20 protein-coding genes are annotated in these 23,005 nt (G+C 73.2%); 9 read left to right on the forward strand and 11 right to left on the reverse strand.

Features of this window, described 5'->3' with window-relative positions:
- Window positions 1-156 precede the first annotated feature (156 nt).
- Window positions 157-2,616 carry a Helicase associated domain protein gene (locus AB0D66_RS27685; RefSeq protein WP_362309037.1) on the forward strand — a complete coding sequence of 820 codons (2,460 nt, stop codon included), beginning with the start codon at window positions 157-159 and terminating at the stop codon, window positions 2,614-2,616.
- A 13-nt stretch (window positions 2,617-2,629) separates the two neighbouring features.
- On the opposite strand, the gene AB0D66_RS27690 is transcribed toward AB0D66_RS27685, so the two are convergent.
- Window positions 2,630-4,021 (reverse strand): glutamate decarboxylase, encoded by a 1,392-nt coding sequence (locus AB0D66_RS27690; protein WP_362309040.1) that lies wholly within the window; start codon window positions 4,019-4,021, stop codon window positions 2,630-2,632.
- 263 nt (window positions 4,022-4,284) lie between these two features.
- Between AB0D66_RS27690 and AB0D66_RS27695 the strand changes: the two genes are divergently transcribed.
- Window positions 4,285-4,680: a tyrosinase family oxidase copper chaperone gene (locus tag AB0D66_RS27695; RefSeq protein ID WP_362309043.1), complete on the forward strand. Its 396-nt coding sequence runs from the start codon at window positions 4,285-4,287 to the stop codon at window positions 4,678-4,680.
- Entirely contained in the window at window positions 4,677-5,522 is an 846-nt protein-coding gene (locus AB0D66_RS27700; RefSeq protein WP_362309046.1) for a tyrosinase family protein, read from the forward strand. Before AB0D66_RS27695 ends, AB0D66_RS27700 begins: the two co-directional genes overlap by 4 nt.
- On the opposite strand, the gene AB0D66_RS27705 is transcribed toward AB0D66_RS27700, so the two are convergent.
- Together AB0D66_RS27705 and AB0D66_RS27710 are read right to left on the reverse strand one after the other, a co-directional pair.
- Window positions 5,480-6,181 (reverse strand): response regulator, encoded by a 702-nt coding sequence (locus AB0D66_RS27705; RefSeq protein WP_362309049.1) that lies wholly within the window; start codon window positions 6,179-6,181, stop codon window positions 5,480-5,482. The genes AB0D66_RS27700 and AB0D66_RS27705 overlap by 43 nt on opposite strands.
- Window positions 6,178-7,788 (reverse strand): sensor histidine kinase, encoded by a 1,611-nt coding sequence (locus AB0D66_RS27710; protein WP_362309052.1) that lies wholly within the window; start codon window positions 7,786-7,788, stop codon window positions 6,178-6,180. The genes AB0D66_RS27705 and AB0D66_RS27710 overlap by 4 nt, the downstream gene beginning before the upstream one ends.
- A gap of 106 nt (window positions 7,789-7,894) precedes the next feature.
- Here AB0D66_RS27710 and AB0D66_RS27715 point away from each other — a divergent pair, with 106 nt between their 5' ends.
- Both AB0D66_RS27715 and AB0D66_RS27720 read left to right on the forward strand, forming a co-directional pair.
- Window positions 7,895-9,250 (forward strand): cation:dicarboxylase symporter family transporter, encoded by a 1,356-nt coding sequence (locus tag AB0D66_RS27715; protein WP_362309055.1) that lies wholly within the window; start codon window positions 7,895-7,897, stop codon window positions 9,248-9,250.
- A gap of 265 nt (window positions 9,251-9,515) precedes the next feature.
- On the forward strand, window positions 9,516-11,291 hold the full coding sequence (locus AB0D66_RS27720) for a S8 family serine peptidase (protein ID WP_362309060.1): 1,776 nt from the start codon (window positions 9,516-9,518) through the stop codon (window positions 11,289-11,291).
- A gap of 54 nt (window positions 11,292-11,345) precedes the next feature.
- On the opposite strand, the gene AB0D66_RS27725 is transcribed toward AB0D66_RS27720, so the two are convergent.
- The 3 genes from AB0D66_RS27725 to AB0D66_RS27735 form a co-directional block, all read right to left on the reverse strand.
- Entirely contained in the window at window positions 11,346-12,017 is a 672-nt protein-coding gene (locus AB0D66_RS27725; protein ID WP_362309063.1) for a (2Fe-2S)-binding protein, read from the reverse strand.
- A 78-nt stretch (window positions 12,018-12,095) separates the two neighbouring features.
- Window positions 12,096-13,163 carry a hypothetical protein gene (locus tag AB0D66_RS27730; RefSeq protein WP_362309066.1) on the reverse strand — a complete coding sequence of 356 codons (1,068 nt, stop codon included), beginning with the start codon at window positions 13,161-13,163 and terminating at the stop codon, window positions 12,096-12,098.
- A 76-nt stretch (window positions 13,164-13,239) separates the two neighbouring features.
- On the reverse strand, window positions 13,240-14,469 hold the full coding sequence (locus tag AB0D66_RS27735) for a PTS transporter subunit EIIC (RefSeq protein WP_362309069.1): 1,230 nt from the start codon (window positions 14,467-14,469) through the stop codon (window positions 13,240-13,242).
- A gap of 176 nt (window positions 14,470-14,645) precedes the next feature.
- Between AB0D66_RS27735 and AB0D66_RS27740 the strand changes: the two genes are divergently transcribed.
- Window positions 14,646-15,395, forward strand: a complete 750-nt coding sequence (locus AB0D66_RS27740) for a GntR family transcriptional regulator (RefSeq protein ID WP_362309073.1) — start codon at window positions 14,646-14,648, stop codon at window positions 15,393-15,395.
- Between the two features lie 100 nt (window positions 15,396-15,495).
- On the opposite strand, the gene AB0D66_RS27745 is transcribed toward AB0D66_RS27740, so the two are convergent.
- Window positions 15,496-16,296 carry an alpha/beta fold hydrolase gene (locus tag AB0D66_RS27745; protein ID WP_362309076.1) on the reverse strand — a complete coding sequence of 267 codons (801 nt, stop codon included), beginning with the start codon at window positions 16,294-16,296 and terminating at the stop codon, window positions 15,496-15,498.
- 140 nt (window positions 16,297-16,436) lie between these two features.
- On the opposite strand from AB0D66_RS27745, the gene AB0D66_RS27750 reads away from it, so the two are divergent.
- Window positions 16,437-17,123 (forward strand): GNAT family protein, encoded by a 687-nt coding sequence (locus AB0D66_RS27750; RefSeq protein WP_362309079.1) that lies wholly within the window; start codon window positions 16,437-16,439, stop codon window positions 17,121-17,123.
- An 81-nt stretch (window positions 17,124-17,204) separates the two neighbouring features.
- Here the strand turns inward: AB0D66_RS27750 and AB0D66_RS27755 are convergent, their stop codons facing one another.
- Complete coding sequence (locus AB0D66_RS27755) at window positions 17,205-18,233, reverse strand: hypothetical protein (RefSeq protein WP_362309082.1); 1,029 nt, start codon at window positions 18,231-18,233, stop codon at window positions 17,205-17,207.
- A gap of 210 nt (window positions 18,234-18,443) precedes the next feature.
- Here AB0D66_RS27755 and AB0D66_RS27760 point away from each other — a divergent pair, with 210 nt between their 5' ends.
- A complete protein-coding gene (locus AB0D66_RS27760; protein WP_362309085.1) occupies window positions 18,444-19,727 on the forward strand; it encodes an alpha/beta hydrolase-fold protein in 1,284 nt (427 codons plus the stop codon).
- Here the strand turns inward: AB0D66_RS27760 and AB0D66_RS27765 are convergent.
- Complete coding sequence (locus AB0D66_RS27765) at window positions 19,705-21,180, reverse strand: carboxylesterase family protein (RefSeq protein ID WP_362309088.1); 1,476 nt, start codon at window positions 21,178-21,180, stop codon at window positions 19,705-19,707. The two genes, AB0D66_RS27760 and AB0D66_RS27765, sit on opposite strands and share 23 nt — an antisense overlap.
- A 194-nt stretch (window positions 21,181-21,374) precedes the next feature.
- On the opposite strand from AB0D66_RS27765, the gene AB0D66_RS27770 reads away from it, so the two are divergent.
- Window positions 21,375-21,659 (forward strand): chaplin, encoded by a 285-nt coding sequence (locus AB0D66_RS27770; protein ID WP_362309091.1) that lies wholly within the window; start codon window positions 21,375-21,377, stop codon window positions 21,657-21,659.
- A gap of 84 nt (window positions 21,660-21,743) precedes the next feature.
- Here AB0D66_RS27770 and AB0D66_RS27775 read toward each other — a convergent pair whose 3' ends face one another.
- Window positions 21,744-22,607, reverse strand: coding sequence for a tyrosinase family protein (locus AB0D66_RS27775; protein ID WP_362309094.1), 864 nt, complete (start codon window positions 22,605-22,607; stop codon window positions 21,744-21,746).
- A gap of 17 nt (window positions 22,608-22,624) precedes the next feature.
- Window positions 22,625-22,990, reverse strand: coding sequence for a tyrosinase family oxidase copper chaperone (locus AB0D66_RS27780; RefSeq protein WP_362309097.1), 366 nt, complete (start codon window positions 22,988-22,990; stop codon window positions 22,625-22,627).
- Window positions 22,991-23,005 lie beyond the last annotated feature (15 nt).

A 23,005-nucleotide genomic window follows, 5' to 3' on the forward strand; every position in this document is an offset into this window, starting at 1 on the left:
ATCAACGCCGCTCCGGGTATCGGCGATCCGCGGGGCGCGTTCCCGCTCGCCGTGGCGCGGCTCCCTTCCGCGCGGCGCGTCCCCCCGTGCGTCACAACGGGGGCAGGATAGGGACTGGAGGGGAATCGGCTGATCACGACGGGTGGAGCACGGGACATGGCGAGGAAGGACCTGAGGCCGCACCAGCGGGAGGCCGTCGATGCCGTGGCCCGGGCGCTGGAGGTGCCCGCCGGGGGCCGGGTGCCCCAGCGCGGGCTGCGCACCCAGGTGATCATGGCCACCGGCTCGGGGAAGTCCCTGGTCGCCGTCCGCTCGGCGGAGGAGCTGCGGGCCGGGCGGGTGCTGGTGCTGGTGCCCTCCCTGGACCTGCTGGTGCAGACCGCCGCCGCCTGGCGGGAGGGCGGCCGCGCCGGCCGCTCGCTGGCCGTGTGCTCCCTGCGCCCCGAGGACGCCGGCATGCCGACCACCACCGACGCGGCCGAACTGGCCCGCTGGGGCGGCCGGGCCACGGGCCGGGCGACGGTGTTCGCGACGTACGCCTCGCTGGGCCTGGGCACCATCGAGCGCGCCCATCTCGCCGGACTGCCGGGCTGGGACCTGATCGTGGTCGACGAGGCGCACCGGACGTCCGGCCGGATCGGCAAACCCTGGGCGGTGGTGCACGACAACACGCGGATCCCCGCCGTCCGGCGGCTCTACCTGACGGCCACGCCGCGCGTCTGGCAGGACGGCGAGGAGGCGCGGGAGGGAGAGCCCGCAGAGGCGGGCGGGGCCGGAGAGCCGGCCGAGGCGGGCGGGGAGGGCCGCGCGGGCGGTGCGCGGGGGCACGGCGAGCTGGTCGCGTCCATGGAGGACGATCCGCTCGGACCCTTCGGCGCGCGCTGCTACACGCTCACCCTGTCCGAGGCCGTCGACCGCGGGATCTGCGCCCCGTACCGGGTGGTGTGCGTGGACGTCACCGATCCGCAGTTCCGGGCGGCCGTGCTGCTGGGCCCGGACGGCCGCTCGGACGCGGTGCGCGGAGCCCGGATGGCGGCGCTGCAGACCGCGCTGGTGAAGGCCGCCGCCCAGGAGGGGTTCCGGCGGACGCTCGTCTTCCACCACCTGACCAGGGAGGCCGAGGCCTTCGCGGCGGGCCTGCCGGCCGTGGCGGACCGGCTGCGGGCCGGCGGCGCAGGCGGCAGCGGCAGCGGCAGCCCGGCGTATCCCCGTACGGTCTGGGCGGACTGGCTGTCGGGCCGGCACTCCGCCGCGCACCGGCGGCGCGTGCTGGACGCGTTCGCGGACGGCCGGGTCGCGGAGAAGGCCTTCCTCGGCAGTGTGCGGGTGCTCGGCGAGGGCGTGGACACCAAGGAGTGCGACTCCGTCTACTGGGCCGACGTACGGGGGTCCATGCCCGATCTGGTCCAGGCCGTCGGACGGGCGCTGCGGATCCGCCCCGGGGAGGGGAAGGTGGCCTCCCTGGTGGTCCCCGTGCTGCTGGAGCCGGGCGAGACGCCGGAGGCCATGCTCACCTCGCGGGCCTACGGGGACCTCGCGCGGCTGCTGGAGGCCCTGCGGGCGCACGACTCCCGGCTGGTCGAGTCGCTGGCCCAGCCGCAGGCGCCGAGCCGGACCGCGGCCCCGGCGGCGGCCTCCGGGGCGCAGGCGCTGCTGAGCTTCTCCACCCCCCGGGATCCCGCGCTGCTGGCCTCCTTCGTACGGCTGCGCGTGCTGCATCCCGAGCACGCGCACTGGCGCCGCGGGGTCGAGGCCGCCCGGATCCACGCCGCCACCGCCGGGCACCTCAAGGTGCCGTTCGGCTTCAAGGTGCCGGCGCGGGACGCGGCGTGGCCCCCGGCGCTGGCCGGGTTCCCGCTCGGCCAGTGGATCGCGGACGCGCGGCGCACCTACCGCCGGGGCGCGCTCGGCCGGGAGCGGGCGGCCGCGCTCGACGGGCTCGGCATGGTGTGGAGCCACTTCGACGTGGCCTTCGAGGAGGGCCTGGCGGCGGCCGCCGGCTGGGCGGCGGAACACGGCCACCTGCTGCCGCCGGTGGATGCCACCTGGCGCGGGGCGCCGGTCGGGGTGTGGGTCAAGAACCAGCGGGCGGCGGCCCGCCGCGAGGGGCCGGGGGCCCTGTCGGAGGAGCGGCGCGAGGCTCTGGAGGCGGTGGACCCGTCCTGGTGCCCCGCCTGGGAGATCTCCTGGCAGCGCGCCTTCCACCTGGCGCGGGTCCATCTCGACGCGGGCGGCCGGCTCCCCCTCTCCCCCGGCGAACTGGTGGTCCAGGGCGAGGACCTGGGCGGGTGGGTCCGCGGCCAGCGGCTGAACTGGGAAGGGCTCTCCTGGGCCCAGCGCTGGCTCCTGGAGCACGTGCTCGGGGTGACCGCGGCGACGGCGGCGGAGCGTCCGCCGCCGCGCCGCAGCCATGCCGCGGCCTGGGCGGAGCAGTGGGAGGCGGCCCGGCAGTTCCGGGGCCGCGAGGGGCACCTCACGGTCCCCCGTACGCACGTCGAGCGGGTCGGGGACCGGGAGCTGCGCCTGGGCGCCTGGATCGCCAACCAGCGCTCGCGCGCGGGCTCCCTCACCCGGGACCGGGTCGAGGCGCTCGACGCGCTGGACATGCGCTGGTAGGCCCGCCCCGGCACTAGTGGTGGAAGCCGGAGCGCGGTTCGGTGGCGGGCGCGGGCGGCGGGGCGGCCTCCAGGTGCTCCACGGCGCGGCGCAGGTCGGCGACGAGCAGGGCGATCTGATCGCGGGTCACCCCGTGGCGGACCAGGACCCGCTGGATGACGGTGTCGTCCCGGTCGGCGGGCAGCGGGTACGAGGGCACCTGCCAGCCGCGCATGCGCAGCCGGTCGGAGAGGTCGTAGAGGCTGAAGCCGGCTCCGGCCGGGTCGGCGAGGGTGTAGGAGACGGCGGGCAGGGCGCCCCGGCCGTCGTAGAGGAGGGTGAACGGGCCCATCGCCGCGATCTCGGAGGCCAGGTACTGCGCGGTGTCGGCGCAGGCCTGCTGCACCTGGCGGTAGCCGCCCCGGCCCAGGCGCAGGAACAGGTAGTACTGGGCGATGACCTCGCCCCCGGGGCGGGAGAAGTTGAGGGCGAAGGTCGGCATGTCGCCGCCCAGGTAGTCCACGTCGAAGACGAGTTCGGCGGGGAGCAGGTCGGCGGTGCGCCAGACGATCCAGCCGACGCCGAGGGGCGCGAGTCCGTACTTGTGGCCCGAGGTGTTGACGGAGGCGACGCGCGGCAGCCTGAAGTCCCAGACCACGTCGGGGTGGAGGAAGGGGGCCACGAAGGCGCCGCTCGCGCCGTCCACGTGGATGGGGACGTCCCAGCCGTGCTCGGCCTGGATGCGGTCGAGTTCGGCCGCGATCTCGGCGACGGGCTCGTAGTCGCAGGTGTAGGTGACGCCGAGGATGGCGACGACGCCGATGGTGTTCTCGTCGACGTACGCGGCGAGCTGGTGGGGCCTCAGGCCGGTGGCCCCCGGCTCCAGGGGGACCTGGCGCAGCTCGACGTCGAAGTAGCGGGCGAACTTCTCCCAGCAGATCTGGACCGGGCCGCAGACCAGGTTGGGGCGGTCCGCGGGCAGTCCCTGGGCGCGGCGGCGGGCGCGCCAGCGCCATTTGAGGGCGAGCCCGCCGAGCATGGCGGCCTCGCTGGAGCCGGTGGTGGAGCAGCCGGCCCCGGTGGTGCCGGTGGGGGCGTTCCACAGGTCGGCCAGGATGGTGACGCAGCGGGCCTCGATCTCGGCGGTCTGCGGGTACTCGTCCTTGTCGATCATGTTCTTGTCGAGGCAGTCGTTCATCAGGCGGTGGACGCCGTCATCGGACCAGGTGGTGCAGAAGGTGGCCAGGTTCTGCGCGGCGTTCCCGTCCAACAGCAGTTCGTTGCGGATGAGTTCGTAGACCACCTCGGTGGGCGCGGGGTCCTCGGGCATCCGGTACTTGGGGAGGATCTGGCCGCTCAGCGCGGACGCGAACACGTCCGGGTCGGCGTCGGGGGCGTGTGCGTCCTTCGTCTCATGCAGAGCCATGTCGGCACTATAGGTGAATAAGGGATATATCCCCCCGACGTCACGCCACACTTCCGGCCGACTCCGCAGTGTGACCCCCTCCATAGTCGCCGGGCGGAGCCGAAGAAATTACCGTCGAGTAGCATGGTCACCGCAGATCTTCCCGCCGGAGCCGCAAAGGCCTGCCGGAATCGAAAGATCGTGCAACTCGTTCTATACGAAACTTATCCTCCGATGTCCGGATACCGGTCAACTACCGTCAGGCGCCTGGTAGTTCTACGGTCATGAACAAGATCACCCGCCGGCAGGCCTTGGGCACCACTGCCGGTGCACTCACCGTCCTCGGACTGGCGGGCGCCACCGCGCGCGCCGCCGCCACCGACTCCCGGGCCGCCGCCACCCCCGCCGGCACGGTCGACGAGGTGTACAAGGGCCGACGCATCCAGATAACCGCCGGCACGGGCGGCGGCCACCACGGCGGCCACCACTCCCCCGGCCTGCCCACCGTCCGGATCGACGGCCGCGAACTGCACGTGATGCGCAACGCCGACGGCACCTGGATCAGCGTGGTCAACCACTACGAGACGTATTCCGACCCGGCCTCGCTGGCCCGGGCCGCCGTGCGCGAGCTCCAGGGCGCCGTGCTCGCCCCCTTCGCCCCGATGGGAGGCACGGCATGACCGTCCGCAAGAACCAGGCCGCGCTCACTCCCGAGGAGAAGCGCGCCTTCACCAACGCGCTGCTGGAGCTGAAGCGCACCGGCCGGTACGACCGCTTCGTCACCACCCACAACGGCTTCATCATGGCCGACACCGACTCGGGCGACCGGGTGGGCCACCGCTCCCCCTCCTTCCTCCCCTGGCACCGCCGGTTTCTTCTGGAGTTCGAGGCTGCTCTGCAGGAGGTGGACGCGAACGTCACGCTCCCGTACTGGGACTGGACCGCCGACCGCACCACCCGCTCCTCCCTCTGGGCCGCCGACTTCCTCGGCGGTACCGGCCGGGCGCGCGACGGGCAGGTCCTCGACGGCCCCTTCGCCTACGCGACGGGCAAGTGGAACATAGGCGTACGGGTGGACGGGCGCGCGTACCTGCGCCGGGCGCTCGGCCAGGGCGTCGCCGAACTGCCGACCAAGGCCGAAGTCGACGCCGTCCTCGCCATGCCGGTGTACGACGCGGCCCCCTGGAACAGCTCCTCCAGCGGCTTCCGCAACAACCTGGAGGGCTGGCGGGGCGCCAACCTGCACAACCGGGTGCACGTGTGGGTCGGCGGCCAGATGGGCACCGGGGTCTCGCCCAACGACCCGGTGTTCTGGATGCACCACGCCTTCGTGGACAAGCTGTGGGCCGACTGGCAGGCCCGCCACCCGCAGTCCGGCTACCTGCCGGCGGCCGGCACGGCGAACGTCGTGGACCTGAACGACACGATGCGGCCGTGGAACGACGTGACCCCGGCGGACATGCTGGACCACCGGAAGTTCTACACCTTCGACACCGAGCCGGCCGCCGCCAGCCAGCGGTAGTGCAGTTCGGGGCGGCCGACCTGGCCGTAGCGGGGGGTGCGGTCCGCGCGGCCGGTGTCCACCAGGTGCTCCAGGTAGCGGCGGGCGGTGATCCTCGAGATCCCGGCCGCCTCGGCCGCCCCCGCCGCGGTCAGCCCCTCGGGGGCCGAGCGCAGCAGCGCGGCGACCCGGTCCAGGGTCGGCGCGCTCAGCCCCTTGGGGAGTTCGGCCGGGCGCGGGGCGCGCAGGGCGGCCATCGCCCGGTCCACGTCGTCCTGGCCGGCCGCCTCGCCCGCCGTCGCGCGGAACTCGGCGTAGCGCAGGAGCCGTTCGCGCAGGGTCGGGAAGGCGAAGGGCTTCAGCACGTACTGGACCACGCCGAGCGAGACGCTCTCGCGGACCACGGCCAGGTCCCGTGCGGAGGTCACCACGATGACGTCGACGGGGTGCCCGGCGGCCCGCAGCCCGCGGGCGAAGCGCAGGCCGTGCCCGTCCGGCAGGGTGAGGTCGAGCAGCAGCAGGTCGACGCGGGTCCGCTCCAGGACCCGGGTGGCCTCGGCGAGCGAGTGCACGGCGGCGACCGCGGTGAACCCGGGGACCCGGCCGACGTAGAGCGCGTGCGCGTCGGCCGCGACCGGGTCGTCCTCGACGATCAGGACCCGCACCCCGGGCGCGCTCACGCGGGCCCGCCCACGGCGGGGCGCCCGGGCGCCGGCAGCCGTACGGTGAACTCGGCGCCGCCGGAGGGGCCCGCGGAGGCGTCCGCGGTGCCGCCGTGGCGCTGCGCCACCTGCCGTACGAGGGCGAGGCCCAGGCCCCGGTCCTCGCCCTTGCCGGACCAGCCGCGCCGGAACACGTCCACCCCCTCCGGGAGGCCGGGCCCGCTGTCCGCCACCCGCAGCAGGATCCCTTCCCCGTCGCGGCGCACGGTGACCGCGATCCGGCCGCCCGGTACGCCGGTCAGCGCGTCCATGGCGTTGTCCACGAGATTGCCGACCACGGTGACCAGGTCCCGGGCCGGCGGGGTCCCCGGCGCGCCGTCGATGGCCGTGCTGTCGGGGGTGACCACCAGCTCGACGCCCCGCTCGTGCGCCTGGGCGGCCTTGCCGAGGAGCAGCGCCACCAGGACCGGTTCTCCGACGGCGGTGACCACCTCGTCGGTGAGGGCCTGCGCCAGCTCCAGCTCCGCCGTGGCGAACTCCACCGCCTCCTCCGCCCGCCCGAGCTCGATGAGCGAGACGACCGTGTGCAGCCGGTTCGCCGCCTCGTGCGCCTGCGAGCGCAGGGCCTGGGTGAATCCCCGTTCGTGGTCCAACTCGCCGGCCAGCACCTGGAGTTCGGTGTGATCGCGCAGGGTGACCACGGTGCCCCGGCGGCCGCCGCCGGCGACGGGTGAGCTGTTGACGACGAGCACCCGGTCGGCGGCCAGGTGCACCTCGTCCACCCGCGGCCGGTCGGCGAGCAGCGCTCCGGTGAGCGGGGCCGGCAGCCCCAGGTCGGCGACACCGGTGCCGGTCACCGCGCCCCGCAGGCCCAGCAGTTCTCGCCCGGCGTCGTTGATCAGGGTGATCCTGCGCTGTCCGTCGAGCATCAGCAGTCCCTCGCGCACGCCGTGCAGGGCCGCCTGGTGGTAGTCGTACATCCGGCTGAGCTCGCCCGCGTTCATCCCGTGGGTGTGGCGGCGCAGCCGGGCGTTGACGATGTACGTGCCCGCCCCGCCGAGGGCGAGGGCCGCGGCCGCGACCCAGACGAGGGCGGTGAGCTGCTCGGCGAGGCGCGCGCTGACCGCCCGGACGGTGATGCCGGCGCTGACCATGCCGACCACGCGGCCGTCGTCCGTGAGCGGGGTGACCACCCGGATCGAGGGGCCGAGGGTGCCGGTGTAGGTCTCGCTGAAGGTCTGGCCGCGCAGGGCGGCGGCGGTGTTGCCGAGGAAGGGCTCGCCGATCCGGCGCGGGTCGGGGTGGGTCCAGCGCCGCCCGGCCGGGTCCATGATCGTCACGAAGTCCACGCCCGAGTCGACGCGCACCCGCTCGGCGTACGGCTGGAGCCGGGCCGTGGGGTCGCCCCCGCCCACGGCCTCCCGTACGGCCTCCAGGACCGAGGGCGAGTCGGCGACCGCGCGGGCCACGGCCCCGGCCTGGCGGCGGGCGGCGTCCTCGGCCTGGCCGCGTGCGGTGGCGTACGCGAAGACGGCGCACCCGGCCACGACCACGGCGACCAGCAGCACCTGCATGGCGAAGAGCTGGCCGGCGAGGCTGCGCGGCGGCCGGGGCAAACGGAACATGGCGCTCAGTGTGCACCGGCTCGTGAACTCAATGAACGCAAGGGTGACCGGGGTCACAGCCGCGGGCCATGGTCCTCCCGGAACGTTTTCACCACCAGGAGGCATCGTGGCCGCCACGCGCGACAGAACGCACTATCTCTACATCGCGGTGATCGCCGCGGTGCTCCTCGGCATCGCCGTCGGCTTCGCCGCACCCGGCGTGGCCGTGGAGCTCAAGCCGCTGGGCACCGGCTTCGTGAACCTCATCAAGATGATGATCTCGCCCGTGATCTTCTGCACGATCGTGCTGGGCATCGGCTCGGTCCGCAAGGCCGCCAAGGTGGGGGCCGTGGGCGGGCTCGCCCTCGGCTACTTCATGGTGATGTCCACCGTGGCCCTCGCCATCGGCCTGGTCGTGGGCAACCTGCTGGACCCGGGCAGCGGGCTGCACCTCACCGAGGCGGCCAAGCAGGCCGGCGAGGCGCAGGCCAAGGCGGGCGGGGCGGAGAGCACGCCGGAGTTCCTGCTGGGGATCATCCCGACCACGCTGGTGTCCGCCTTCACCGGCGGCGAGGTGCTCCAGACGCTGCTGGTGGCGCTGCTGTGCGGGTTCGCGCTGCAGGCCATGGGCGCGGCGGGCGAGCCCGTCCTGCGCGGGATCGGGCACGTACAGAAGCTGGTGTTCCGGATCCTGGCGATGATCATGTGGGCGGCCCCGGTGGGCGCCTTCGGGGCGATCGCGGCGGTGGTCGGGGCGACCGGCATCGACGCGCTCACGTCACTCGCCGTCATCATGATCGGCTTCTACGCGACCTGCCTGATCTTCGTCTTCGTGGTGCTCGGCACCCTGCTGCGGGTGTGCACCGGGGTCAGCGTGTTCTCCCTGCTGCGCTACCTCGGGCGGGAGTTCCTGCTGATCCTGTCCACCTCCTCCTCGGAGTCGGCGCTCCCGAGGCTCATCGCGAAGATGGAGCACCTGGGGGTCTCCCGGCCGGTCACCGGCATCACGGTGCCGACCGGCTACTCCTTCAACCTGGACGGGACCGCGATCTACCTGACGATGGCCTCCCTGTTCGTCGCGGAGGCGATGGGCCAGCCGCTCGCGCTGGGCGAGCAGATCTCCCTGCTCCTGTTCATGGTCATCGCCTCGAAGGGCGCGGCCGGAGTGACCGGCGCGGGCCTGGCCACGCTCGCGGGCGGGCTGCAGTCGCACCGGCCCGAACTGGTGGACGGGGTCGGGCTCATCGTCGGCATCGACCGGTTCATGAGCGAGGCGCGGGCGCTGACCAACTTCGCGGGCAACGCGGTCGCCACGGTGCTCATCGGCACCTGGACCAAGGAGTTCGACCGCGCACGGGCGGACGAGGTGCTCGCCGGGCGGCTGCCGTTCGACGAGTCCACGCTGGTCGACGACGGGCCGGGCGAACCGGCGGGCGCCGTTCCGCCCCAGCCCGAAGTCGCCAAGGACGGGGTACCGGTCTGACCGGTGGGCCCGGTCGGGCCGGCCGGGCAGGGCTCGCCCCCACGGTGCCCAGCCCGGCCGGTCCCGACTACTCCCGGTAGGGGCTGTTTTCAGCCATCGGCCGGAGAACGCGCGTGCGGTAAAAGGTACTTCCATAGCGGGGCACACGTCTGACATCTTGCGTCCACCACTCGTTTCGTACGGCCCGGTGGGTGTCATCCGCACCACCGGGTCATCGGAGGACGCATTGATACCCCACATATCCAGCCGACCTCGACGTACCCTCGTGCTGGCCGCCACCCTCGGCGCCGCACTGGCCTTCGGGACTCCTGCCGCACTCGCCGGCACCGACCCCGTGGCTCCGACCGGCCCCGCCTCCGCCCCGGCGGCAGCGGCGGCTCCGCAGGCCGCGGCCCCGACTTCCCAGAGTGCGACCTGGGTTGCCGGCACCCGTGCCTACTTCGTGATCACCACGCCCGGCGACACCTCGGCGGTCCGCGCCGCCGTCGCCTCCAACGGCGGCTCGGTCTTCGCGTCCTACGACGCCATCGGCGTCATCGTCGCCCACTCGGCCTCCGGCACCTTCGCCGCCACCATGCGCGGTGTGAGCGGGGTCCAGCAGGTCGGCGCCACCCGCACCTCGGACATCCCGGCGGACGCCTACAACCCGGCGCTGCCCGCCAACCCGGCGCAGTCCACCACCCCGGCGGGCGAGCCGGTCCGCGCCGACATGACCCAGATCAAGGCCGACCAGGCCTGGGCCGTCACCACCGGCTCCGCCACCGTCAAGGTCGGCATCCTGGACACCGGTGTGGACGACCAGCACCAGGACCTGGCGCCGAACTTCAACGCGGCGGACTCGGCCTCCTGCGCCTACGGCAAGGCGGACACCCGCGCCGGCGCCTGGCGCGACGTCGGCACCCACGGCACGCACGTGGCCGGTACCGTCGCCGCCGCCAAGAACGGCAAGGGCGTCATCGGCGTGGCCCCGGGCGTGAAGATCTCCTCGGTGCGCATCGCCGAGCCGAACACCTCGCTCTTCTTCCCCGAGAACACCGTCTGCGGCTTCATGTGGGCGGGCGACCACGGCTTCAAGGTCACGAACAACAGCTACTACACCGACCCGTGGCAGTTCAACTGCCCGGACAACGCCGACCAGGCCGCGATCATCGAGGGCGTCAAGCGCGCCCAGGAGTACGCGGAGGGCAAGGGCTCGCTCCAGGTGGCGGCGGCCGGCAACTCCAACCTGGACCTGGCCAACAAGACGACCGACACCGAGAGCCCCAACGACTCGACCCCGGTCACCCGCACCATCACCAACGCCTGCCTCGACATCCCGACCGAGCTCCCGGGCGTGGTCACGGTCTCCGCGATGGGCACCACCGCCAAGGCCTCGTACTCCAACTACGGCCTGAACGTCATCGACGTGACGGCCCCCGGCGGCGACGCCACCGGCATCTACAGCACGCTGCCGGGCGGCAAGTACGGCAGCATGAGCGGTACCTCGATGGCCTCCCCGCACGTGGCCGGTGTGGCCGCGCTGCTGGCGAGCACCAACCCGGGCATCACCCCGGCGCAGCTGCGCGACAAGCTGGCCACCCAGGCCAACGACGTGGCCTGCCCGTCGGACAGCCGCTGCAAGGGCACCACGCCGAAGAACGGCTTCTTCGGCGAGGGCCAGGTCGACGCGCTGAAGGCCGTCGGCAGCACCCCGCCGCCCGGCAAGTACTTCGAGAACACCGGTGACTTCGCCATCGGCGACAACACCACCGTGGAGAGCCCGGTCACCGTCAGCGGGGTGACGGGCAACGCCCCGGCCACCCTCAAGGTGGGCGTGAACATCGTGCACACCTACATCGGCGACCTCAAGGTCGACCTGATCGCCCCCGACGGCACCGCGTACAACCTGCACAACAGGAGCGGGTCCGGCACGGACAACATCAACCAGACCTACACCGTCAACGCCTCCTCCGAGGTCGCGAACGGCACCTGGAAGCTCCGCGTGAACGACAACGCCGGCGGCGACATCGGCAAGATCGACGCCTGGAACCTCACCTTCTAGTTCCGGCACACCGCGGGGCCCCCGGGAGCACGTGCTCCCGGGGGCCTTCGGCGTTCACCGGGTCCGCAGCACGCAGTCCCCGCAGAAGCCGCCGCCCGGAACCCGGTAGTAGAGGCAGCAGCTGCGCCGTACGAAGGCCACCCCGAGCCCCTCCTCGTGGACGAAGGTGCCGGTCCCGGCGAGGGCCCCGCCGTCGGCGAGCAGGGCGCCCGCCAGGTCCACGGCCGTGGTGCCGGGCACCCGGTCGAGCAGCACCCGCAGGGCTCCGACCAGGCCCGACGCGGTGTTGCCCCGCAGCACCTTGGGCGAGACCCCGAACCGCTCCCGCACCGCGGCGTCGAGCAGCTCCAGGTGGCCGAGCACGCTCCCGCCCAGCTCCCCGGCCGGCAACTCCCCCGGCTCGGGCAGCCACAGCTCCAGGGATCCCGCGCCGGGCAGCCGCCACCACACCCGGTCGGCGGCGAGGTCCGGCACCCGCCCGGCCAGCGCCGCGCAGCCCAGCCCGATCGACCAGAGCCGCGCCGCGATGCCGAACTGCGCGGTCGAGGCCGCCACCCGCCCCGGCCCGCTGCGGTTGCGCCGCCCCACCTCCGCGACGTACGCGGGGAGCTGCTCCCCGTACAGCACGGTCAGCGGCCGGAACCCGGGCCCGGGCGGCGGTTCCTTCCCGCAGGCCGCGGTGAAGAAGGGCCCCACGGATCGCAGTTGCCTCAGTACGTCGTCCACGCCGGTCACCGTATCCGCCACCGGGCGGGGCGCGGACGGCGGAGGGCGGATCGGCCCGGGGAAAGGGCGGAGGCGGGATCAGACCGCCGGGGAGGCGGCCGGGGAGTAGGCGGCCACCTCGAAGTCGGACATGTCGAGCCCGCCCTCCTTGGTGTCGTCGTTCGCGAAGACGAAGGACTCGATCGGCACGCCCCGTTCCGCACTGAGCTGGGCCACCAGTTCCTGCAGGACCACCGTCTCCAGGACCACGCGGACGGCGTCGGCGGTCCGCGGCAGGCGGACCGTGAACAGGTTCTCGGCGGGCGCCGCCTCCGCCGTGGTGATCAGCAGCGTCAGGTGGCCCGCGCCGGCCAGGGAGCGGGCCAGCTCGACCTCGCGGCCGTCTCCGTAGACGAGGTGCAGGGTGTTGCCCGCCGACTCCATCTCGCCGTGCAGGTAGTTGCGGGTCGCCGAGGCGGCCGCCGTCATCCGGACCACCTCGCGCAGCAGCAGCGCGCCCTCCTCGGCCGAGGCGCGGGAGGCCCCGGCGGCCACCCCGTCGGAGGCGATGCAGCGGGCGCCGCGCACCCGCAGCCGCGCCACGGCCTCGGCGGCCTGCCGGTGGACCGCGGTGGTCTGCTCGGCGATGTCGCCCCAGGGGTCGCCGTCCCGGCCGGCCAGGACGCCCGCGATGAGGTCGAGGGCGACCACGGTGCCGGTGTACCCGATGGTGGAGGCGTACGAGTCGGACTCGTTGCCGAGGTCGACCGTCACGTCGGCGAGGTCGCCCAGCGGTGACGGCACCACGTTGAGCAGCGCGGCCTTGGTGGTGCCGGGGGCGGCGCACTGGAACGCGGCGAGGGTCTCGGAGCTGCGCCCGCCCTGGGACACGGCGATCAGGCAGTCGGTGTCGAAGCCGGCGGTACCGGTCTCGATCTCGCTGGACAGCACGCGCTGGGTGACGATCCCGGCCTCGCGCAACTGCTGTACGGGGACGGCGAGGGCGGCGTACGAGGCTCCGATGCCGGTGAAGAGCGGGCGGCGGGCGGAGCGCAGCGCGGCCGTCTCCGGGGAGCCGAGCCGGGTGCGGACGCGGGCGGCGATCCGGGCGAGCGCCGCGCCCTGCTCGGCCTGGCCCTGGAGGAAGGTGATGCGGGATCCGGACATCGTGTCTGTTCCTAGCGGTGAGGGGGGAGGAGGGGTGCGGGGGCCGCGCGGGCGGCCAGGGTGGGTGCGGCCGGGCTCAGGCGGTGGTGGAGTCGGCCTTGGCCCCGGTGGCAGGCTCCTGCTCCGGCTCCGGGTCCCGTTCGCGCCCCGGCGTCGGCAGGTCGAACCTGACGATGGCGAAGCGGAAGATCACGTAGTAGAGGGCCGCGAAGGCCAGGCCTATCGGGATCAGCAGCAGCGGCTTGGTGGCGATGCCGAAGTTGACGACGTAGTCGATGGCGCCGGAGGAGAAGCCGAAGCCGTCGCGGATGCCGAGGGCGTAGCACAGGGCCATGGAGACGCCGAAGAGGAAGGCGTGGACGGCGTACAGCACCGGCGCGACGAACATGAAGGCGAACTCGATGGGTTCGGTCACGCCCGTGACGAACGAGGTGAGGGCGACGGAGATCATCATGCCCTTGACCATGGTGCGGTTCTCGGGGCGCGCGGTGTGCGCGATGGCCATGGCGGCGGCCGGGAGGGCGAACATGTAGATCGGGAATCCGCCGGTCATGAACTGGCCCGCGGTCGGGTCTCCGGCGAGGAAGCGGTGGATGTCGCCGTGCACCTCCGCCCCGGTGGCCGGGTTGACGAAGGTGCCCGCCTCGAACCAGGGGAAGAACGAGAAGAAGTGGTGCATCCCGATGGGGATGAGGGCGCGGACGACGACGCCGAAGATGCCCGCTCCCCAGGCGCCGGTGCCCACGAGCCACTCGCCGAAGTGGAAGAACCAGGAGCCGACGGTCGGCCATACCACTCCACATACCACTCCCGTGCCGACGCCCGCGAAGGCGCTCAGGATGGGCACGAGGCGCCGTCCGCCGAAGAAGCCGAGCCACTCGGGCAGCTTGGTCCGACTGAAGCGCTGGTAGAGCAGGGCGGCGATCAGGCCCATCACGATGCCGCCGAGGACCTTGGCGTCCAGCGGTTCCCCGTCGACGCCCATGGGGAAGGCGGGGCTGGCGAGCACGGCCTTGAAGACCAGGTACCCGACCACCGCGGACAGGGCCGTGGAGCCGTCGGCCTTCTTCGCGAAGCCGATGGCCACCCCGACCGCGAAGAGCAGCGGGAGGTTGGCGAACACGGTGTCACCGGCGGCGGCCAGCACCATGGCGAGCTTGCGGACGACCTCCGGGAAGGCCTCGCGGCCCAGCAGGTCGTCGCCCCCGAGCCGGGTCAGCAGGGCGGCCGCCGGAAGGGTGGCCACCGGCAGCATCAGGCTTCTGCCGATGCGTTGCATGACCGGCATGATCCGGGCCGTACTCATCGCGGGTACTCCTCGTCGAGTGGGGGTGGTGATGACCCCGAAGGTACTTAGAGGTTTTTTATTGGTCAATAGTGGTCCTATGTGGTCTGCCTGCCAGAGGCCAAGACATGCCGAAGGTCCCGTACGCCCCAGGCCCTCCGCCCGAGGGAATTGGTAGTAGGTGGTATGGTCCCTCCATGACCGACGACGCAATGGACGCCCGGGGCGCCGACCCCCTCTGGTCGCAGGCAGCCGACCGGATCCGCGAGGAGATCGCCCGCCGCGGCCTGGGCGAGGGCAGCAAGCTGCCGCCCGAGCGCGAGCTGTGCACCCGCCTGGACATCTCGCGCGTCACGCTGCGCCGGGCCCTCGCCCACCTGGTCGACCAGGGCCTGGTGACCGCGTCCCACGGCCGCGGCTGGTTCGTCGCCGCCTCCGCGCCCCCGGCGCCCGCCCGGGACTGGCCCGAGGACCTGGAGTCCTTCACCGCCACCGCGCGCCGCAAGCACATGCGGGCCAGCTCGGTCGTACTGCGCCACGACACGGTCACCGCGTCCCTCGACGACGCGGACCGGCTCGGCGTGCCCGCCGGCACCCCGCTGCTGCGGCTGGAGCGGGTCCGCCTGCTCAACGACGTGCGGATCGCCCTCGACCGCACCCTGGTCGTCGCCGAACTGGCCCCCGACCTGGCGAAGACCGACTTCCGCGAGGCCTCCCTCTTCAGCGAGCTGCGCCGCTGGGGCGTCCAGCCCGACCGCGCCGAGGCGACCATCGAGGCCCGCAGCGCGGACGGGGAGCTCGCCGGACACCTGGGCATCGCGCCCGGGGCGCCCGTCCTCGTCCTCGACCAGACCGTGTTCACGCGCGGCGGCCGGCCGCTGCTGCTGTCGACGGTGGAGTACAGCGGGGAGCGCTACCGGCTGCGCACCACCCTGCAGACAGACTGACACGCCGGCGCCCGGCCCCGGGGCGCCATTGGGCACGCCGGCGCCGGGCGAAAGACCCTTTCCGGCGCCCGCGGGCCGGGTCGGGCGGGCCGGTGCCCGGTCAGAGGCCGGCGAGGAACTCCAGCAGCACCCGGTTGAAGGCCTCCGGCTGCTCCACGCCCGGCAGGTGCCCGGCGCGCTCGATGACGGCGAGCACCGAGTCGGGGAGCAGGGCGTGCAGGGCCTCGGCCGCCGCGACCGGGGTGTAGACGTCGTCGGCGCCGACCACGACCAGGCAGGGCTGGGCGGTCCCGGCGAGCACGGGCCGGTAGTCGGGGCACTCGGCGCGGCCGCGCAGGGCCGCCGCGGCCCCCTCGGGGTCGGTCGCGCGCATCATGGCGGTCACGTGCGCGGCGGCCTCCGGCATGCCGGTCACGTTGTAGGGCGCCAGCATCTTGTCGATGACGCTTTCGGCGTACGGCCCCATGCCCTCCGCGATCAGCCGGTCGGCGGTCTCCAGACGTCCCTTGCGGGCCTCCGCGGACTCCGGAACGGCGGTCGTGTCGGACAGGACGAGGGCCCTTGCCAGACCCGGGTGGCGCAGCCGCATCTCCATGGCGATCTGCCCTCCCATGGACACACCGCCGACGACCACCTGTTCGATGCCCAGGCGGGCGAGCAGAGCGGCGAGGTCATCGGCGAAGTCGGCGAGCAGCGTCTTGCCCGGGCGCACCGGGCTCTCTCCGTATCCTCGCAGGTCAGGGGTGATCACACGGTACCCGGCGGACGTCAGCGCGGCCGTCTGGGGGGCCCACATGGTGCGGTTGAACGGATGTCCGTGGATCAGGATTACGGGCGCTCCGCCGCGGGGACCCAAGTCATCGAAAAAGACCTTCACGCCATTGCCGAATCGGGGGTTCATGAGAGGACTTTAAGGGGCTACATTGAGCCACTCGCGTTCACCTGACAGCCCGTTGCCTTTCACCCGTGTTTTGCACTGGGGGCGACGTCAGGGACGCAGACTGTGCAACCACCCCACCGCCCAGAAGGACCGAAGGCTCCGTGCCCGTACCCGTACTCCTCGCCGGCCGCACCGTGCGGCTCGAGCCCCTCGCACCCCACCACACCGAGGCCCTGGCCGTGGCCGGTGCCGAGGATCGTACGACTTACGCCTTCACCCCCGTACCCCATGGGGTTCAGGCGTCCCACGAGTACATCGACCGTGCCCTCGCCGATCAGGCGGCGGGCCGATCGCTCCCGTTCGCGGTCATCAGAGCCAAGGACGGGCGGGTCGTCGGTTCGACCCGGTTCCTGGAACTCGACTACTGGCAGGGGCCGCTGGTGTGGCCCGCCGTGCCCGGCGTTCCGTTCGGCGATCCGGCGACGGCGATCCCCGATGCCGCCGAAATCGGCAATACCTGGCTGTCCCCGGGCGCCCAGGGCACCGGCATCAACACCGAGGCGAAGCTGCTCATGCTCCGCCATGCCTTCGAGACCTGGGGCGTGCGGCGGATCTCGCTGCGGGCGGACGCCCGCAACGGCCGCTCGCGCGCCGCGATGGAACGGCTCGGCTTCACCTGCGAGGGGGTCCGCCGGGCCCATTCGCGGGGGCTGGACGGGGCGGTCCGCAGTACGGCCTTCTACTCGATCCTCGACGAGGAGTGGCCGGCCGTGCGGTCGATCATCGAGCTGCGGGTTTCGGCCGGCGCGCAGCGCAAGCGGCGCCGCCGCACGCTGATCCCCGCCTAGTCCGCACCGCCGCCCGGCACGCCCGGCGTAACGCTCCTGCATCGGCCCTGGCCCCGCCCCTTCCCCCGGACGCGTCCGCGTTCATCCGAGGAAGGCCGGGGCCAGGGCCGATGCCATGAGCCGGACGGGGGCGCCGCTCCCGTCGGCCGGTACGGAGTGGAGGTCGGCTCCGAAGTCCCCCGGCAGGGAGTAGACGACCGTGCGGTCGTCCGTCCACACCACCTGGTCGTCCACGCTCCGCTCCTCCGCGAGCGGGGTCTGCGTGCCGGAGGCCAGGTCCAGGACGTGCAGCCGCCACGGTGCCTCGGCCGGCAGGCCCGGCATCCGCTTCTTGAAGACGATCCGGGTCCCGTCGGGCGACAGGGAGGGGCACTCGACGTTCTCGCGCAGGGTGGTCACGGTCCGCGCCGCCAGGTCCCCGCGCACCAGGTGGGTGCGGCCCGCGGTGCCGAGCGTGGCGTAGAAGGTCCGCTCGTCGGAGGTGAAGGCGACCCCCCAGAAGTTCACGTCGGCGCTGCGGTACGGCTTGCCGTCCTTGAGGATCTCGAAGTCCTCCAGCGAGGCTTCGAGCCTGCCGGTGCGCAGATCGAGGACCGAGGTCCGCGTGGAGAAGTCGCTTCCGGCGTACGAGTCCCCTCCGACGAAGACCGTCCAGGCGGCGAGCCTGCCGCCCGGCGAGACCCGGGCGCGGGTGGGGATGCCGGTCAGGGCGTGCGCCGAGACCTCCTGGAGGCGGGCGTCGAGGACGACGGCCCGGTAGCGGTCGGGGACCCCGCCCTTCTCGGCCTGGAGGCAGATCCCGGTGCCCGCCGCCGCGTGGAAGCGCAGGCAGGCGACTCCCGAGGCGGTGCGGTCCCCCTCCGGCGCGGCGGCCGGGACGGTGGCGAGCTCGTCGCGGTGCGGGCCCCAGGCCATGTTCCGGAAGACGATCCGCCGGTCCCCGCCCGCCGGGTCCAGGGAGACCGCGCCCGGGGTGACCCGGGGGCCGTCGGCCTGCGTCCGGTTCTTCCGGTCGGCCGTGGCGGAGGCCCGCACGAGGGCCGTCACGGCCACGGCGGCCAGCAGGACGACTGCGGTGGCCAGGATCAGGATCCGGCGCTGGAGGCTCAAGGGGTCCTCTCCTCTCGCGGGGCGGGGGCACCCTACCCATGGGCATGCACAAGAGCCAGGCCCACGCCGGGCAACGGCCGTCTCCGGAAAGTCCCAAGAGAAGGAAAAATGCGGAACCCTGGCATGCTTTCGTTCATCCTTCGAACAGAAGGATCAAGCCCGCCAGACCACCGCCCCCTCGGGGCAGCACCCGCCGGAGAGCCACCGCACATGTCGTACCCACCCGAAGGGCAGCACCAGCCGCCGTACCGGCCCCAGGGCCAGAACCCGCAGCAGCCCTACGGCGCCCCGTACGGACAGCAGCACGGACAGCAGCACTACGGGCAGGAGCCTTACGGGCAGCAGCAGTACGGACAGCAGCCTCCCCACGGCCAGGAGCCGTACGAGCCCTACGAGCCGTACGAGCCCTACGGGCAGGAGCCCGAGCCGGCTCCCCGACGCAGGTCCAGGGCCCGGCGGTGGGTGATCGCGGGTGTCGCCGTCCTCGCGCTGGCGGGCATCGCGGCCGGCGTGATGAACCACTACGAGATACCCCCGTTCACCGACAAGGGCGCGGCCGTCTCCTTCGGGGGTGCGCCCGCCGGCGACGGCGGCAAGAACGCGGCCCCCCAGGCCGCCAACTCCAAGATGCTGATGCCCACCGGTCCGCAGGCCGAGTTCAAGAACTCGATGACGCTGCCCGACGGGACGCACGTGGCCGTCACCACGCTGGACGGCAAGAAGTCCGGCTTCAAGGGCAAGGTGTGGGTCTGGGCGCCCAAGGAGTACAACGACCCCAAGTTCGCCAAGAGCGGCTTCCCCGTCATGATCGCCCTGCCGGGCGGCGCCGGGTACCCCAGCAACTACTGGATGGGCACCGACCTCGGCCTCCAGACCAGCATCGCCAAGTGGTACGCCGAGGGGAAGAGCAAGCCCTTCATCCTGGCCATGCCGGTGCTCAACCCGGGCCCGGACGACAAGGGCGTCTACTGGGACGGCTCCGACATCCCCGACCAGCCCAAGATGGGCACGTGGCTGACCGAGGACGTGCCGGACCTGGTGAAGGCGAACTTCCGGACCGTGAAGTCACGCGACGGCTGGGCCTTCATGGGCTCCTCCACCGGCGGATTCGCGGGCCTGAAGGCCGTGCTGAAGCACCCGGACAAGTTCAAGGCCGTGATCGCCTCGGGCCCGGACATCGTCCCGGACTCCTCCCTGTGGAAGGGCCACGACAAGGAGAAGGCCGAGAACAACCCGGAGGTGCTGGCCAAGCAGCTCATCGACCGCAAGGGTCCCGACGTCTACCTCGCCTTCCAGGTCGGCGACAGCGAGAACAACAAGAAGACGCTGCCGGACGTGCAGAAGTTCATCGCCACCTTCGGCAACAAGGGTCCCGTGCACACCGAGCTGAGGATCATCAAGGGCGGCCAGCACAACGCCAAGACCTACGTCCCCAACATGGGCGAGGGGCCGATCCAGTACATCAGCAAGGTCATGGAAGGACCCGTCGAGTAAGGTCCGGCTCCTGGGCCGCACCCGGCCCCGCCTCCTTCGCCTCCGGCCCGCCGAACACCTTCGGCGGGCCGGAGCCGTTCCACGGCGCCCAGCCCGGATCGCCGGTCACCGCGAAGCGCACCCAGGCCGCGTGCATCTCGTCGGCCAGTGCCTGGGGAGCGTGCGGCCCGGCCAGCCGGGCCGCCTCCGGCGTCTCCAGCGTGTCGAACACGAAGCCCAGCTCCAGGGCGTGGCACGCGCCGAGCCCCGCGATGCCCGAGCGCCAGGCGAACTCGTACAGGAAGCTCGGCGCCGCCCGCCGCGCACCGGCGAGGTGGCGCAGCGGGTCGCGCAGCAGCAGGTCGGTGAGCAGCTGCCCCGCGAGGTCGGCGGGGCCGGCCCCGGGCAGGGCGGCGCGCAGCGCCCGTACGGCCGCCCGGTCCTTGCCGCTGCGGCGGCGGGCCAGCTCCACGGCGACCGGCCCCAGCCGCTCCAGCAGCCGCATGGTGCCCGTCGGGGCCAGCCACAGCCGGTACTCCTCGGAGGTCCAGCCCAGCAGCAGCGGCACGCCGGTCCCGCGGGCCGCGTCCAGCGGATCCGCGGGCAGCGTGTCCGGGTCGGTGACCAGGCCGAAGGCGGGACCTCCGGCGAGGGGGCCCGACCGGCGCAGGACGGCGGCCTGGGCGGCGAGCAGGGTGGGCAGGGCGACGGCGCCGAAGGCCTCGGCGGTGGCGTCCGCCTTCAGCAGCGAGGCCATCCGCCGGACCATGGCGCGGACCCGGTCGCGGCGCAGCGCCTCGGGGGCGCCGCTCTGCAAGGCGGCCTGCGCGAAGAGCCCGGCGGCCCTGGGGGCGGCGAGCAGGGCGCCGATGCTGATGGCTCCGGCGGACTCGCCGAAGACGGTGACGCGGGCGGGGTCGCCGCCGAAGGCCTCGATGTTGTCCCGGACCCACTCCAGGGCGGCGATCTGGTCCAGCAGGCCCCGGTTGGCGGGGGCGTCGGGGAAGAGCCCGTAGCCGAGGACGCCGAGCCGGTAGTTGAGGGAGACGAGCACGACCCCGTCGCGGGCAAAGGCGGAGCCGTCGTACACGGGGACGGCCGAGGAGCCCCGGGTGAGCGCCCCGCCGTGGATCCACACCATGACGGGCAGCCGGGCCGCGGGCGACGGGTCTGGGGTCCAGACGTTGACGCTCAGGCAGTCCTCCCCGGGGATCTCCGGGTCGGCGAGCAGCGCGGCGAACTTCGGGGGGTAGGGCACCTTCGGCGCGGTCGGACCCCAGGCGCCGGCGTCGCGGACGCCGTCCCAGGGCTCCGGGGGCCCGGGCGCCGCGAAGCGCAGCTCGCCGACGGGCGGGGCCGCGTAGGGGATGCCGCGGAAGACGGCGGTCCCGCCGCGCCCGGTGCGGCCCTCGACCACGCCGTGCGCGGTCCTGGCCCGGGGCCGGCCGCCGGTGTCGCCGCCCGCTGCGCTCATCTGGTCCTCCCGGGTCCGCCCCGCGCACCCGCGCGGTGCGCGCACGGTCGCACAGGGGCCCCACCGGTGACAAGCCGTGACCCTGACCTCACCAAGTAGGCCCAGCGGCCGTGACCCCCCGCGCCTCCCCGCGTTGTATGCCATGTCAAACGCCGCACACGCTGCGGCACCCCGTTTCTCATGAGGAGATCTTGATGTCGCGTATCGCGAAGGCATTCGCCGTCACCGCTGTCGCCGGTAGCGCCGTGGCCGCCGGAGCGGGTCTGGCCGTCGCCGATGCCGGAGCGCACGGTGCGGCGGTCGGCTCCCCCGGTGTCCTGTCGGGCAACCTGGTCCAGGTTCCGGTTCACGTCCCGGTCAACGTCTGCGGCAACACCGTCAACGTGATCGCGCTGCTGAACCCGGCCTTCGGCAACACCTGCGTCAACGCCTCGGGCGGCGGCGGCGACCACCACACCGAGGGCGGCTACGGCCACTGATCGCCTGATCGGCCGACCGGCCGATCGAAGGGAGGGCCCCCGCCGCGCGGCGGGGGCCCTTTCCGTGTGCCCGGTCCGGCCGCGTCATTCGTAGCGGTAGAGGCCCTGGTGGCCGAGCATCTGGCGCGGGGTGACGTCCCACGGCGGCATCGGCTCGTCGAGGGCGATCACCCGGCCGCGCTGGAGGTCGCCGAGGGCGAGCGGTGCGGCGGGCAGGTATCCGGAGCCCGGGTGCCGCTGCTGCCAGCGGTCCCAGACCAGGTCCACGAAGGCGTGGTGCAGCCAGAAGGCCGGATCGTTGGGCGCGGTGCCGCCGGTCATGTGCCCGCCGATCCACTGGTGCACCTTGTTGTGGTTGCGCCAGCGCTCGCTCTTGGGGGCGGCCCACCCCTCGAGCTTGTTGCGGAAACCGCCCGCGGTGGCGGTGGAGTCCCAGGGCGAGACGTCGTAGACCGGATCGTCGATGGCCCACTGCAGCTCGGCGCGGGTGGGCAGCGCGATCGGGTTCTGCGGCCGGCCGAGGTTGCGGGTGAGGAAGCGGGCCTCCGAGACGCCCACCGTCACCGTCCAGTTGCCCTTGTCGTAGGCGAAGGGCCCGGTCATCACCCGGCGGTCCGCCGCGCGGCCGGTACCGCCCAGGAAGTCGTCGGCCCACAGGGAGGAGACCGGGCTGGTGTCGGTGGTCCAGTCCCAGTACGGGAGGGAGACCCCCGGGTCGACGGCCCGCAGCTGCTTCTCGAACTCCAGCAGGTAGTAGCGGTGCCACGGGAAGAAGGACGGGGACATGTGCCCGACGCGCAGCTTGCGGTCGCGGTCGGGTACGAAGTACTTGCCGTGGGTGCGCACGAAGGCGTCGTAGACGCCGCTGCGCTTGAGCTCGAGCAGGGCCGCCGTGAAGCGCTTCTTCTGGGCGCTGGTCAGGTTCTTCTGGTTCTGCCGGGTGTACAAGGCGGGGACTCCTGCCGTCAGCCGTGGTGCGGGGCGGCCGCCGACACGAGCTGGGCGGTGCCCAGCTCGTCGACGGCGGCACGGGCCAGTTCCAGCGGTGTCCCGAAGGACTGGAAGTGGTTGACCTCGCTCAGGTAGCTGCCGTCGGCCCGGCGCATGACGGGCAGGGGGCGCCCGTCGATGCGGACCCCGGCCCGGTCCACGGCGATGTGCCGCCCCCGGTACGTCTCCTCCGCGAGCGGGGCCGGGGTGAGCGTCTGCCGGGGGCCGCGGGCCCGCAGTACGGGAGCCAGCGCGGCCGCCGTCCCGGCGAGCACGGCCGCGGTGAAGGCCGTACGGAGCAGGGCGCGGCGGGTGGGAAGTGCGGCGGGTGCTGCGGGCATTCGGTCTCCCTCGCT

The sequence above is a fragment of the Streptomyces sp. NPDC048270 genome (assembly GCF_040652335.1).
Taxonomy (GTDB): Bacteria; Actinomycetota; Actinomycetes; order Streptomycetales; family Streptomycetaceae; genus Streptomyces.